General features: G+C 67.4%; 12 protein-coding genes. All 12 read left to right on the forward strand.

Features of this window, described 5'->3' with window-relative positions:
* Positions 1-5 precede the first annotated feature (5 nt).
* The 12 genes from J9315_RS07795 (at position 6) to secF (ending at position 13839) form a co-directional block, all read left to right on the forward strand.
* Entirely contained in the window at positions 6-554 is a 549-nt protein-coding gene (locus J9315_RS07795; protein ID WP_232623910.1) for an HIT domain-containing protein, read from the forward strand.
* On the forward strand, positions 551-2572 hold the full coding sequence (locus J9315_RS07800; protein ID WP_211979154.1) for a prolyl oligopeptidase family serine peptidase: 2022 nt from the start codon (positions 551-553) through the stop codon (positions 2570-2572). The genes J9315_RS07795 and J9315_RS07800 overlap by 4 nt, the downstream gene beginning before the upstream one ends.
* 4 nt (positions 2573-2576) lie before the next feature.
* A complete protein-coding gene (gene pgsA / locus J9315_RS07805; RefSeq protein WP_198498908.1) occupies positions 2577-3197 on the forward strand; it encodes a phosphatidylinositol phosphate synthase in 621 nt (206 codons plus the stop codon).
* Positions 3184-3663 (forward strand): NUDIX domain-containing protein, encoded by a 480-nt coding sequence (locus tag J9315_RS07810; protein ID WP_137823937.1) that lies wholly within the window; start codon positions 3184-3186, stop codon positions 3661-3663. Before pgsA ends, J9315_RS07810 begins: the two co-directional genes overlap by 14 nt.
* Before the next feature lie 187 nt (positions 3664-3850).
* Positions 3851-4603, forward strand: a complete 753-nt coding sequence (locus J9315_RS07815) for a YebC/PmpR family DNA-binding transcriptional regulator (protein WP_198498907.1) — start codon at positions 3851-3853, stop codon at positions 4601-4603.
* Positions 4603-5199: a crossover junction endodeoxyribonuclease RuvC gene (gene ruvC, locus J9315_RS07820; protein WP_198498906.1), complete on the forward strand. Its 597-nt coding sequence runs from the start codon at positions 4603-4605 to the stop codon at positions 5197-5199. Before J9315_RS07815 ends, ruvC begins: the two co-directional genes overlap by 1 nt.
* Positions 5200-5918: 719 nt before the next feature.
* The gene (locus J9315_RS07825) at positions 5919-7931 is read left to right on the forward strand and encodes an HNH endonuclease signature motif containing protein (protein WP_198498905.1); all 2013 of its coding nucleotides are present in this window, start codon (positions 5919-5921) and stop codon (positions 7929-7931) included.
* A 112-nt stretch (positions 7932-8043) separates the two neighbouring features.
* The gene (ruvA, locus tag J9315_RS07830) at positions 8044-8640 is read left to right on the forward strand and encodes a Holliday junction branch migration protein RuvA (RefSeq protein WP_198498904.1); all 597 of its coding nucleotides are present in this window, start codon (positions 8044-8046) and stop codon (positions 8638-8640) included.
* On the forward strand, positions 8637-9710 hold the full coding sequence (gene ruvB / locus J9315_RS07835; RefSeq protein WP_232623610.1) for a Holliday junction branch migration DNA helicase RuvB: 1074 nt from the start codon (positions 8637-8639) through the stop codon (positions 9708-9710). Before ruvA ends, ruvB begins: the two co-directional genes overlap by 4 nt.
* A gap of 81 nt (positions 9711-9791) precedes the next feature.
* Complete coding sequence (gene yajC, locus J9315_RS07840) at positions 9792-10451, forward strand: preprotein translocase subunit YajC (RefSeq protein ID WP_232623609.1); 660 nt, start codon at positions 9792-9794, stop codon at positions 10449-10451.
* Positions 10452-10531: 80 nt separating this feature from the next.
* Entirely contained in the window at positions 10532-12826 is a 2295-nt protein-coding gene (gene secD, locus J9315_RS07845; RefSeq protein ID WP_198498903.1) for a protein translocase subunit SecD, read from the forward strand.
* A complete protein-coding gene (gene secF, locus J9315_RS07850; RefSeq protein ID WP_198498902.1) occupies positions 12823-13839 on the forward strand; it encodes a protein translocase subunit SecF in 1017 nt (338 codons plus the stop codon). Before secD ends, secF begins: the two co-directional genes overlap by 4 nt.
* Positions 13840-13867 lie beyond the last annotated feature (28 nt).

Genomic DNA, 13867 nt, shown 5'->3' on the forward strand with positions numbered 1-13867 from the left:
TGGGCATGGACCTGGCCGACATCGAAGCCGCCGAGGGCTTCCCGCGCGTGCCCGACGCCTTCCAGCGGCTGTGGACGCCGCACCGGATGGTCTACATCGGGGGACAGGACAAGCCGAAGGACTCCGGTCCCGCCGAGTGCCCGTTCTGCGCTGCGCCCAAGAAGTCCGATGAGGAGGCGCTCATCGTCGCCCGCGGTGAGACCGTCTACGCCGTGCTCAACCTCTACCCGTACAACCCGGGTCACCTCCTCGTCTGCCCGTACCGCCACGTCGCCGACTACACGGAGCTGACACCGGCGGAGACCGTCGAGCTCGCGGAGTTCACGCAGAAGGCGATGCGGGTCATCCGCGCCGTTTCCGGTCCCGACGGCTTCAACCTCGGGATGAACCAGGGTGAGGTGGCCGGGGCGGGGATCGCCGCGCACCTGCACCAGCACGTCGTCCCGCGGTGGAGCGGGGACGCGAACTTCCTGCCCATCGTGGCGCAGACGAAGGCCCTGCCGCAGGTGCACGCCGATGTGCGCGCGGCGCTGTCGAAGGAATGGAACCGATGAACCCGGAAGATCTCGATTCGCTCGCCGAGTACGCCACGCCCGTCGCCGCCGGCGATGAGACGATCATCGCGATCACGCGTCCGGACCTCGAATCGAACTCGTACCTCTCCCAGCTCTTCGCCGTCGGCTCCGACTCCCCGCGCCGCCTGACCCACGCGTGGCGCGACACCTCACCGCAGCTCGGTGAGTCGTGGGCGGCCTACCTCAGCGCCGAGAAGGGGGAGCGGTCCCAGCTCTTCGCCGGCCCCACCCTGACGACGGCGCACCGGATCACCGACCGCCACCTCGGCGTCTCCGAGTTCGCCCTCGATGATGCGACGGGCCGCATCCTCTACGTCTCCCGGGTGCCCGAACTGGGCCGCTACGGCACTGATGACGACATTCCCGCCGACGAGGAGGCCCCGCGGCGGATCACCTCGGCGGCGTACCAGGCCAACGGGCTCGGATACGTCAAGGACCGTCCCGCGCGGGCGTTCCTCGTCGACCTCAGCGAACCCGGACTCGGCAAGTCGGGGATCGCCGGCTCCGACGAGGTGCCGCTCTCGACGATGCTGACGACCCCGGACTCCGATGTCCACGACCCGCAGTTCTCACCCGACGGTGCGCACATGAGCGTCGTCGCCGCGACCCATACCGACCACGGCGCACCCGACCTGCGCTCGACTGTGTGGCTGCTCGGGGCGAACGGCCCCACCCCGCTCGAGCTGCCGCGGATGAGCGTGAGTCTCCACCGGTGGATCGGCGCCGACCGGATCCTCCTCGTCGGCAGCGACCTCACACGCGACGAACTCGACTTCGTCGGGCAGATGCCCGGTCTCTTCGTCCACGACATGCGCACCGGTGCGACCAAGCGGCTCACCGACCCAGAGACGGTCGCCGTCGCCCAGATCCCGCCGCTTATCCTCGCCGGCACTGTCGTCTTCGCCGTCGACACCGACGGGGCGACCCGTCTGGCCCGGCTCGACCTCGATGCTGCGATCGGTGATTCCGGCACCGAGGCGGCCCTCGACGATCTCGTGTTCCTCACCGACGACGTCACCGTCGTCACGGGCTTCGACGTCGCCGACGGCACCGCGGTCGTCACCGCGGTGACGCCGACAGCGCCGGCCGCACTGCTGCGCGTCGACCTCGAGGCCGCACGGGAGTCGTCCGGTGGGCCGGCCTCGACCGTCGTGCTCGAGCATCCCGCTCCGGCCGCCTCGGTGCGCCCCGAGGTCCTCCGGGTCGAAGGCCCCGGCGGCACGGTCACCGGATGGCTCGCCAAGCCGGCCGGGCAGGGACCGTTCCCGGTGATCCTCAACATCCACGGCGGACCGTTCGCGCAGTACACGCACGGGTGGTTCGACGAGACCCAGGTGCTCACCTCGGCGGGCTATGCCGTCGTCTACGCGAACCCGCGCGGTTCGGGAGGACGCACCCGCACGTGGGGCACCGCGGTGCAGGGCGACATGGCCGCACCGGCGATGGCCGATGTCCTCGCCGTCCTCGACCACGCACTGGCCGCGGACGCCGACCTCGATGCGAGCCGCCTCGGCGTGCAGGGCGGATCGTACGGCGGATATCTCACGGCGATGACGATCGCCGCCGATCACCGCTTCGCCGCGGCGATCGTCGAACGCGGATACCTCGACCCGCACAGCTTCCTCGGCACCTCCGACATCGGACGGTTCTTCACCGAGGAGTACACCTCGCGTGATGCCGCGGCGATCGCCCGGCAGTCCCCGCTCGCCCATGCGAATGCGGTGCGCACGCCGACGCTCGTCATGCACTCCGAGCTCGACTTCCGGTGCCCGCTCGAACAGGCCCAGCAGTACTACGCCGCGCTCCAGCGGGCCGGGGTCGTCACCGAGCTGCTCATCTTCCCCGGTGAGAACCATGAGCTCTCGCGTTCGGGGCAGCCGCGACATCGCCGGCAGCGCTTCGATGCGATCCTCGACTGGTGGGACCAGCGCCTGCGGGCCCCCAAGGCCGACTGCACGACCGTCGATCGCCCGCTCACCACCTCGGCGGTTCGCTGACCCGATGCTCAACACCATCGCCCGCGAGGCATTCACCCGACTCTTCCGTCCCCTGGCCAGGCTGCTCCTGCGCCTCGGGCTCACCCCGGACGCCGTGACGTTCATCGGCACGCTCGGGGTGAGCGCCGGCGCGCTGATCTTCTACCCGCTCGGGCACCTGTTCTGGGGCACGGTCGTCATCACCGTCTTCGTCTTCTGCGACATGCTCGACGGGATCATGGCCCGGGAGATGGGACGCAAGAGCCTGTGGGGCGCATTCCTCGACTCGACGCTCGACCGCATCGCGGACTCCGCCGTGTTCGTCGGTCTCGCACTGTGGTTCTTCCTCGGCGCGGATGATCCGCTCACCGCGCTCCTCGCCCTCGGCTGCCTGGTGACAGGGTCGCTTGTCTCGTATGTGCGGGCGCGGGCCGAGGGCCTGGGCGTCCACGCGTCCGGCGGAATCGCCGAACGCGCCGACCGGTTGTTGGTCACACTCATCGTCACCGGCTTGGTGGGAATGGGACTTCCCGATATCGTTCTGACGGTCGCCTTGGGCGTCTTGATGATCGCCTGCTGCATCACTATCCTGCAAAGAATTTCGTCTGTCCGCCGTCAACTCCTGGAGAACCATGAAACCTCGTAAAGCTTCACGGGTCGTTCTGCTCAATGAGCGCGACGAGGTTCTCCTCATCAGGGCCCAGGACCTGCTCACGCCCACCCATCAGTGGTGGATGACCGTGGGCGGCGGCTCGGAGATGGGCGAATCGCCGGCGCAGACGGCGGCCCGCGAACTCGCCGAGGAGACCGGCCTCGAATGCGAACCCGGCGACCTCATCGGTCCGCTCGCCATCCGCGACGAGGTCTTCCACTTCACGGAGAAGGAGCTGCGGCAGCTCGAGACGTACTTCGCCTACCGGACGAGCGAGGACATCGAACTCGAGGACGCCGTGTGGACGGACATCGAGAAGCGCAGCCTGCTCGAGTTCCGCTGGTGGTCCCGCGACGAGCTCATGGCGACGACCGAGACGATCTACCCGAAGAACCTGCTCAGCCTCATGGAGCTCGCCGCCGTCGGCACCGTGCCCGACGTCCCCCTCGTCATCGACTGAGCGACTGCACCTGGACAGGAGTCAGCCGGACCGCCTCGGTGCGAACCGACCGGACCGGGAAGCGACTGCACCTGGACAGGATTCAGCCGGACCGCCTCGGTGCGAAAGGACTGCACCGCGGAGGTTTCGGCGCGCGGGCGCTGGGGCGTATAGAATCTAAGGGCTTCATCTATAGGAAGGAACACCAGTGTCAGGTCATTCCAAATGGGCAACGACTAAGCACAAGAAAGCTGCCATCGATGCCAAGCGCGGCAAGCTGTTTGCCAAGCTGATCAAGAACATCGAGGTTGCCGCACGCAACGGTGGACCTGATCCCGACGGCAACCCGACCCTCTTCGACGCGATCCAGAAGGCGAAGAAGAACTCGGTGCCCGCAGACAACATCAACCGCGCCGTCAAGCGCGGCGGCGGCCTCGACGGCGAAGCGGTCAACTACGAGACGATCATGTACGAAGGCTACGCGGCCGGCGGCGTCGCACTCCTCATCGAGTGCCTCACCGACAACCGCAACCGTGCGGCCTCCGAAGTGCGCGTCGCCGTGACCCGCAACGGCGGCTCGATGGCCGATCCCGGTTCGGTGTCGTACAACTTCAACCGCAAGGGCGTCATCGTCGTCCCGGCCGAGGGCACCGATGAGGACGCCATCGTCGAGGCGACCCTCGAAGCCGGCGCCGAAGAGGTCAACGACGAAGGGGAGACCTTCGAGGTCATCTCCGAGGCGACCGACCTCGTCGCGGTGCGCACGGCGCTCGTCGACGCCGGCATCGACTACGACTCCGCCGAGGCCTCGTTCGTCCCCGGACTCAAGGTCAGCCTCGACGCAGCCACCGCCACTAAGGTGTTCAAGCTCATCGACGCCCTCGAAGACAGCGACGAAGTGCAGAACGTCTACTCGAACGCCGACGTCAGCGACGAGGTTCTCGCAGAACTCGACGCCTGATGCGCATCCTCGGCGTGGACCCCGGCCTCACGCGGTGCGGATTCGGCGTCATCGACACCCTGCCGGCCAGGAAGGCCGCCATGGTCGCCGTCGACGTCTTCCGCACCCCGTCCGCGGACTCCGTGGACCTGAGGCTGGGGTCCCTCGCCGAGGCGTTCGACACCTGGCTGGACACGCACCGACCCGATGTCGTCGCCATCGAGCGGGTCTTCGCCCGCAATGACGTCTCGACGATCATGGGCACCGCGCAGGCCTCGGGCCTGACGATGGGACTGGCCGCGCGCCGCGGGATCCCCGTCGCCATGCACACTCCGTCCGAGGTCAAGGCAGCGATCACGGGCTCCGGACGGGCGGACAAGAAGCAGGTGACGAACATGGTCACCCGCATCCTCGGACTCGACGCGCCGCCCAAACCCGCCGACGCCGCCGACGCCCTGGCCATAGCGATCTGCCACTCGTGGCGCGGGGCGCTCAGCGCTCAGTCGACGCCGGGGATGAACAAGGACCTCACCGAACGCAAGGGCAGCGGCCGGCAGGGGAGTGGGCTGACCAAAGCCCAGGAACAGTGGGCCCGCGCGCTGCGCAACGCGAAGTGAGCCGAAGCGCGGCGGGATGCCCCGACCGCGCTGCGCGCGTCGATCGCGATTCCGAGCGTCTCGGCTACGATTCGACGCGCCCAATTGAGCTCTGTGCTCAAGGCAAGAGCGCCTCGGAACGAGTTCCTCTCCGCTCTCATCATGACATCGTCCCTGATGAGCACCGCACCTCATTCCTGATTAGAACTGCACCGAACGTCATAGAAAATCAGTTGAGAAAATCGAACGAAACTATAGACATGTGATGTCACTTACATCTAGAATAGAGACAACCGCACAACGTCACCGTTGACGGACAGATTGCCGAGATCATGACACTCACGCCGGAACGACCGCAGAACCACCGGGATGATGGCTCCCGTGGCAGTAAGTCGGGTGCGCGTGCGGGAGCATCGAAGAAGCCCGGGTCGCGAGACAGGAAGGGCTCGACGGCCCCGCGTTCTCTTCGCGATCAGCTCGAAGCGGCCGGAATGGATCTCAGCGGTCATGGACTGGCAGAGACGCTCGGCAGCATGGACGCGGTAGCGGCGCCCGACTTCTCGGCACCTGAGCCCTCGACCTGCGATCCTTCGCTTTCTGATCCTGCGGACGTTGGGCTCTCCGGCCGAGAGGTTCGCCGAGGCGACGGTGGAGGGACGGGCTCACAGACCGCCGCCGGCGAGTCCGGGAGTTCCACCGACGCCGAGGGTGGTGGTGCACCACAACCCGCGCGCGGTGGCATGGACGATGACATCGCCTCGCGGCCGTGCGTGTCCGATATGGACAACCCCTTCCAAACGGCCGTCGACGAGCACCGCGACACCTCCCTGGCAGACTCTCCCCATCCGATGCTCACGAAGGAACAGTGGGCCGACCTCGGAGGCTCGGTCCCCGAGGTGACCGACAGCATCGCTGCGATCACCCGGCTCGAAGCCGAACTCCGCGATTTCCGACGTCCGATGGGACCCGACGAGGCCATCACCGTGATGAGGGGAGTCGAAGCGCTCAGCCGTCTCGTCGATTCGCTCCACGCCGTGACGCTGTCGGTTTTCGAGCGCGTCGGAACGCCCAAGGACTACGGGGCGAAATCGACCAAGGCTCTGGTGCAGGACAAACTCCAACTCAGCAGCACCGAGGCGCACCGCCGCACCGAACTGGCGAAGAACCTCGGCAACCGAGTCGACCTGACCGGGCAGTCGCGGCCGCCGAAGTATCCGATCGTCGCGGCCGGTCTGCAGTCCGGAGCGCTGTCGTCGAGCCAGGCGGCGATGATCGGAAAATGCCTCGACGAGGTCCCCTTCTGGCTCGGCACCGAGGTGCGCGAACGGATCGAAGGCAAACTCGTCGAACGCGCGCCGAGCGTCCGCGTCTCCGACCTCCGGCGGATCTTCACCGCCATGCTCGAGCGGGTCGACCCCGACGGCGCCGAGCCGACCGATTCCCGCGACCGCTCGAAGTACAAGGTCAACGTCCGCCAGCGCCGCGACGGCGACTGGGACCTCAGCGGCCTCCTCGACCCGATCACCGGTGGCATCATCCAGGGATGGCTGACCTCACGGATCAAAGCGGACGACCCGACCGGAGTGGACGACCCGACCGGAGCGGGTGACCCCAGCGAAGCAGGCGACACGTCCAGTGACAGCAGCGCAGACGGCACGCCGGGTCTCGACGATGAGACTGGTGACGGCGGTGCTCAGAATCCAACGGGTCTCGACGGTGGACCCGATGATGACCTCCGCGTCGAGGGCGAACAGATGCTCGAGCTCTTCGGGAGCGTGCTCGCCGGAGACGCATCAGACCGACCGCTGCCCGCCGATGTGAACCCGCAGCTGTCAGGCACAGGCTCCGAGAACCCCCGCGGCTGGGGAGTCCGCGCCGACGGCACGTTCGCCGACACCTCGGACGAACAGGGCACAGTGCAGAACCTCATGTACGAGCGCTTCTCGACACTGATCTCCCACACCGAAATGGGTCGGGTCGGCAGGGGAGCGCCGTTCGCCCTCGTCGTCACCGCAACGGCCGAGAACCTCGCCGAGGGGAAGGGCCGGGCGACGACAGGAGCCGAAGCCGACTTCCCGATCGACCTCGCCGCCGATGAGGGCCTCAACGGCACGGTGTTCTTCCACCTCATGACTGAGAAGGCGAAGTCGATGGCGCTGGCGACCGAACAGCGACACGCGACGCCCCGACAGCTGGCGATCCTCGCCGCGCGAGACAAGGGCTGCACCTTCCCTGGATGCGAGACACCACCGGGCTGGTGCGACGCGCACCACGTCTTCCCTTGGGCACTCGGCGGCAGAACCGACCTCAACAACCTCACTCTCGTCTGCAGCATGCACCACCACCTCATCGACAGATCCGAGTGGGAGACGATCATGCTCAAGGACGGCCGTGCCGCATGGATACCACCTGCCTCGGTCGACATCGAACGGAGGCCGATCCTCCACGCGAGATTCGTCACCGACGACGCCGTCGACACGCTCTTCGCCGACCTGCCGCTGTCGCCGCTCACCGCCGCCGATGTCGGCGTCGATGCGGAGCACTGCGGGCCGGAGCTGATGCGGGGGAGCGACGCGGATTCGGTGCGATGGAGCAGTGGGTCCGAACCGGGTGCCGCGCGAGAGCCAGGCGGGGGCATCGACGATCGCAGCGATGGCGGCGCCACCGATAGTGGTGCCATGGGCGGCGATGCCGCCGGTGACGTTGCAGCCGGTGGCGATGTTCCGGGGCCCGATGATCGGGGTCTGTGGTGAGCGCCCGTTTGAGGGGACGAGTGTGCCACCGGCCCGGGCATGTCGGATGAGGCGAGCGACCTCGAACTGTTAGTCTGGATTCGTACACGTGTTCCCACCTGAAAGGCAGTCCGTGATCAGTTTCCTCAGCGGTACGGTCCATCGCATCGCAGCTGACCACCTCGTCGTCCTCACCTACGGTGTCGGCAGGAAAGTGCACGTGACACCCGACACCCTGGCCGGCACCCGCCACGGCGCCGACATCGACCTCGTCACGACCCTCGTCGTCCGCGAGGACTCGATGACCCTCTTCGGCTTCGGCACCGAGGACGAGAACCACACCTTCGAGGTCCTCCTGACGATCTCGGGCATCGGACCCCGCCTCGCGATGGCCATCCTCTCCGTCATGGGCCCCGACGAACTCGCCGCCGCGATCGCCGGCCAGGACGCCACCGCCCTGACCCGCGTGCCGGGCATCGGCAAGAAGGGCGCCTCGCGGATCATCCTCGAACTCGAGAACAAGCTCCCGAAGTTCGCCGCCGCAGCACCGGGCCCCGCGCTCTCCTTCGGCGGGACCAATCAGCAGGTCGTCGACGCCCTCGTCGGCCTCGGCTGGAAGGAGCCCCAAGCCGCCGAGGTGGTCCAGGAGGTCGTCGCTGACCTCGAGGCCGACGCCGGCACCTCGGCGCTGCTCAAGGCCTCGCTCAAAGTCCTCGGTGCCCGGAAATGACCGACCGCGAAACCGCCTCCTACGAGATGGACTTCGGCGACCAGCGGCTCACCGGCGCCGAGCACGACCGGCTCGTCTCCGGCAGCGCCGAAGCCGCTGAACGCGACGCCGAGGCGGCGCTGCGACCCAAGGGCCTCCACGACTTCATCGGCCAACCGCAGGTCCGCGAACAGCTCTCGCTCGTCCTCGACGCCGCGAAGGCCCGGCACAAGGCCCCCGACCACGTCCTGCTCTCCGGCCCGCCCGGACTCGGGAAGACGACGCTGGCGATGATCATCGCCCACGAGATGCAGGCGAGCCTGCGCGTGACCTCCGGCCCCGCCGTCCAGCACGCCGGCGACCTCGCCGCGATCCTCTCCTCCCTCGAAGAGGGCGAAGTCCTCTTCATCGACGAGATCCACCGGATGGCCCGCGCCGCCGAGGAGATGCTCTACGTCGCGATGGAGGACTTCCGCGTCGACGTCATCGTCGGCAAGGGCCCCGGCGCCACGGCGATCCCGCTCGACCTCCCGCCCTTCACCCTCGTCGGCGCGACGACTCGTTCGGGACTCCTCCCGGCGCCGCTGCGCGACCGCTTCGGCTTCACCGGGCACCTCGACTTCTACTCGAGCGCCGACCTGCTCACCGTCCTCACCCGCTCTGCCCGGATGCTCGGCATCGACGCGGAGAACCGCGGTCTCACCGAGATCTCCACCCGCTCCCGGGGCACGCCCCGCATCGCCAACCGTCTGCTCCGCCGCGTCCGGGACTGGGCGCAGGTGCGCGGCAACGGCACCATCGACGAGGCCGCGGCGCTCAACGCGCTTACCGTCTACGAAGTCGACGAACTCGGCCTCGACCGCCTCGACCGGTCCGTCCTCGAAGTCCTCTGCAAGCGCTTCGCCGGCGGTCCCGTGGGACTCGGCACGCTGTCGGTGTCGGTGGGGGAGGAGGCCGACACGGTCGAAACCGTGTCCGAGCCGTACCTCGTGCGGGAGGGCCTCATCAGCCGCACCCCACGCGGACGCGTCGCCACCTCGGCGGCATGGAGGCATCTGGGACTCCACATCCCAGCAAACTATGAGTACTGAACCCTGCGTATCGGTTCGCCTTGAGTACGGACTTCGAACTAAGCTAGTGCACTGGTCCGTTCTTATGGAAGGTTGATACCTGTGGATTTGCTGATCCCTCTCGCGCTCGCTGCGCTGCTGATTTTTTTCCTGTTCAACTCTCGGCGTAAGCAGAAGGCGCGTGCGGAGCAGATCAAGACGAACCTCGTTCCCGGAGCCAAGGTCATGACGACCTTCGGCGTCTTCGGCACCGTGCTCTCGATCGACGACGAGGACAACCAGGTCACCATCGAATCCGGACCCGGCACGGTCCTGCGCGTGCACCGCCAGGCCATCGGCCAGATCGACACCCCGGACACCGCTGTCGATGCGGCCCCCGCCACCGAGGCGACCGACTCCCCGGCGATCACCGACGCCGAACTCGACGCGATGAACGAGCGCAAGCGCGCCGAGGCGGGCGACGACGACCTCAAGGCCGCCGACGCTGACCTCAACGCCGCCGACGCCGACTTCAAGGCCGACCGTGCCGATGCGAAGGCCGCCGATGCCGATCTCAAGGCCGACCGCGCCGATGAGAAGGCCCTCGACGCCGATCTCAAGGCTGACGACGCCGATCTCACGGCCGACAAGGCCGACCGCACTGCCGCCGAGGCGGATGCGGCTGCCAAGACCAACGCCGACGACGTGGACGGCAGCTCGACTGAGGATCCGTCGAAGGGGACCGGCACCGACAAGCCGGACACCGACGACAAGAAGAACTGATCCCCTCACTGCTCCCGATCGAAAGCTGAGACGTGTCCGACATCGAAGAAAAGCCACGCCCTGGTTTGCGCTTCCTGTGGTTGACGGTCGTCACCCTGATCCTCCTCGGCGTCCTCGCCGCAGGTGTCATCTGGTCCGACGCCACACCCACACCGAAGCTCGCCCTCGACCTCGAGGGCGGCACCTCGATCATCCTCGAACCCCAGGTGTCCGAGGACACGACGATCAGCACGGAACAGCTCGATCAGGCAGTCGCCATCATCCGCCAGAGGGTCGACTCGACGGGTGTCTCCGAAGCCGAGATCTCGACGCAGGGCGACAGGAACATCGTCGTCAACCTGCCGGGCAACCCCGATGAGGAGACTCGCAACCTCGTCCGCTCCTCGGCTCAGCTCGTCTTCCGCCGAGTCGCCCTCGTCGGCGACCCGCGCTCCCAGGCGCAGATCGACGAACAGCAGCAGGGACAGAACGGGGGAGACCCCTCCGAGGGGCTGACCGACGAGGAGCGCCAGCGCCTCGAAGACCTCACCGGTGGCAGCCAGGACGCTCCGACCGGCGGCGGCGCCGTCGTCAACTCGAGCAGTGCAGACGCCGCCGGCTCAGGTGACGGCAGTGCGACCGACGAACCCGCGAACGCCGGCGGCAACGCGCCCGCCCCGTCCGAGTCGCCCGCGGGTGAGGCCCCTGCGGATGAGTCGCCGGAGGGCGAGACCCCTGCGCCGACCCAGGCCGGTGAAAGTCAGGGTGAGGACACCCAGGTCACCGACTCGACGCCGCGCCCCCTGTTCGATCCCGAGCAGGACACCGCCGAATGGCAGACGCAGGACATCATCAACCAGTACACGGAACTCGACTGCACGAACCCGGAGAACCGGACCGGCGGCGTCCAGCAGCCGGCCGACCAGCCGGTCGTCTCGTGCGCCCAGGACGGGTCGGCGAAATACGTGCTCGGTCCCGTCGAGCTCTCCGGTGACCACCTCACCGACGCGACCTTCGGCTACGCAGCCGGCGCCAACGGCGTCCAGACCAACCAGCCCGCCGTCAACCTCGAGTTCGACGACACGGGACGCGAGATCTTCAAGCAGATCACCTCGGCGATCACCGGTCTCCAGCAGCCGTACAACCAGTTCGCGATCACCCTCGACGGGCTCGTCCTCTCCGCACCGACCTCGAACGCCGTCATCACCGACGGCCGCGCCGAGATCTCGGGCAACTTCACCCTCGACGAGGCCCAGACTCTGGCCAACCAGCTGAAGAACGGCTCCCTGCCGATCAGCTTCCAGGTCCAGAGCGAAGAGCAGATCTCACCGACCCTCGGTGCGAACTACCTCAACATCGGCATCCTCACCGGGCTCGTCGGTCTCCTCCTCGTCGTCGTCTACTCGCTCCTGCAGTACCGGGTCCTCGGACTCGTCACCGTCTCGAGCCTCGTCGTCGTCGGCGTCCTCACCTATCTGCTCCTCCTCATCGCCTCATGGAGATACGGCTACCGGCTCTCCCTGGCCGGTGTCGCCGGTATCATCATCGGCATCGGCATGGCGGCGGATTCGTTCATCGTCTACTTCGAACGCGTCAGAGACGAGCTGCGCAGCGGCCGGAACCTGCTCTCGGCCGTCGAAGTCGGCTGGGACCGCGCCAAGCGCACGATCTGGGCGTCGAAGTCGGTCAACATGCTCGCCGCCGTCATCCTCTACATCCTCGCCGTCGGTTCGGTGCGCGGCTTCGCGTTCACCCTCGGCCTCGCGGTCATCGTCGACATCCTCGTCGTCTTCCTCTTCACCCACCCGATGCTCCAGCTTCTGGCACGGACGAAGTTCTTCGGCCAGGGGCACCCGATGTCGGGTATGGATCCGCGTCTGCTCGGGGTCAAGCCGGCCGCCTACCGCGGTGCGCTCGGCATCGACCTCGACAACAAGGACAAGTCGCCCGAAGCCCAGCGCCGCGACAAGGCGCGGGCTCGCAAACTCGGGCTCGACGACGACGCGGAGACGATCGCCGGCCGCCGCGCCAAGCGCCGGGCCGAAGCGAAGAGCTCCGCGTCGTCCGAGGAATCGGCGAGCAGCTCCCGGTCGGCGACCGCGACGAAGACCGCACTGGCCGACGACTCGGCGGAGACCGACGAGGTGACCGAGGCCGAGGAGGTGACCGAGGCCGAGGACGCGACGACCGCGGACACTGCCATGGACGCGGAGGACTCCGAGTCCGGCACGGCAGCGTCGGCCGAGTCCGCTGATGCGGCCGGGCCGAAGAAGACGAAGAGCTCGCGACGCAAGCGCGGATCGGACGCACCGTCGACCGGCGGCACGATCGCCGAACGGAAGGCGGCCGCCAAGCGCGCGGCAGCCGCAGACGATGAGAAGGGGGCAGAGAAGTGAAGAAGTTCTTCGCCTGGGGCAATCGCCTCCACAACGGTGAGTCCTCCATCCCCTTCGTCGGGAAGGCCAAGCTCTGGCTCTCGATCGCCGGCGTCCTCGTCATCCTCTCCCTCCTCGTTCCGCTCATCGCCGGCTTCAACTTCGGCATCGCCTTCCGCGGCGGTTCGCAGTTCCAGGTCGACAACGTCACCGACACCTCGGCGAGCCGGGGCGAGACCATCGTCAACGACGTCGTCGCCGACTCCGAACCGCGCCTGACCCCGACCGGGGACACCGCGGTGCGCATCGAGACGAACCAGCTCTCCGACGAGCAGATGCAGGAAGTCCGCGACGCCCTCTCGGCCGGGTACGACGTTCCCGCCGAGGACGTCACCTCGACCTTCGTCGGCCCCCAGTGGGGTGCTGACGTCACCCAGAAGATGGTCAGGGCCCTCGTCATCTTCGTCGCGATCGCGATGATCGTCATGGCGCTCTACTTCCGGACCTGGAAGATGTCGCTGGCCGCGATCGTCGGGCTCTTCGTCGTCATGATCATCACGATGGGCATCTACTCGGCCACCGGCTTCGAAGTCACCCCGGAAGCCGTCATCGGCTTCCTCACCGTCCTGAGCTTCTCGCTCTACGACACGGTGGTCGTCTTCGACAAGATCCGCGAGAACACCGCGCGATTCAAGGACAACAAGCGCCTGAAGTTCTCCGAGCTCGTCAACCTCGGCATCAACCAGACGACGGTGCGCTCGATCAACACCTCCGTCGTCTCCGTGCTGCCGATCGCCTCGATCCTCTTCATCGGCGTCTTCCTCCTCGGCGCGGGCACGCTCGTCGACATCTCGCTGTCGCTCTTCGTCGGCACGATCGTCGCCGCCGCCTCGACGCTCTTCGTCGCCAGCCCCCTCTACGCGCTCCTGCGGTCGAACGAACCCGCCGTGAAGGAACAGGAAGAGGCCGTGCGTGAATTACGCTTGAAGGACGGCAAAGACGATGTGGCACCCGTGATCCACGCTGAGGTCTGAGACGAGACCACGAGCAGGATCATGCTGG

It is taken from the genome of Brevibacterium sp. W7.2 (assembly GCF_018137945.1).
Taxonomy (GTDB): domain Bacteria; phylum Actinomycetota; class Actinomycetes; order Actinomycetales; family Brevibacteriaceae; genus Brevibacterium; species Brevibacterium sanguinis.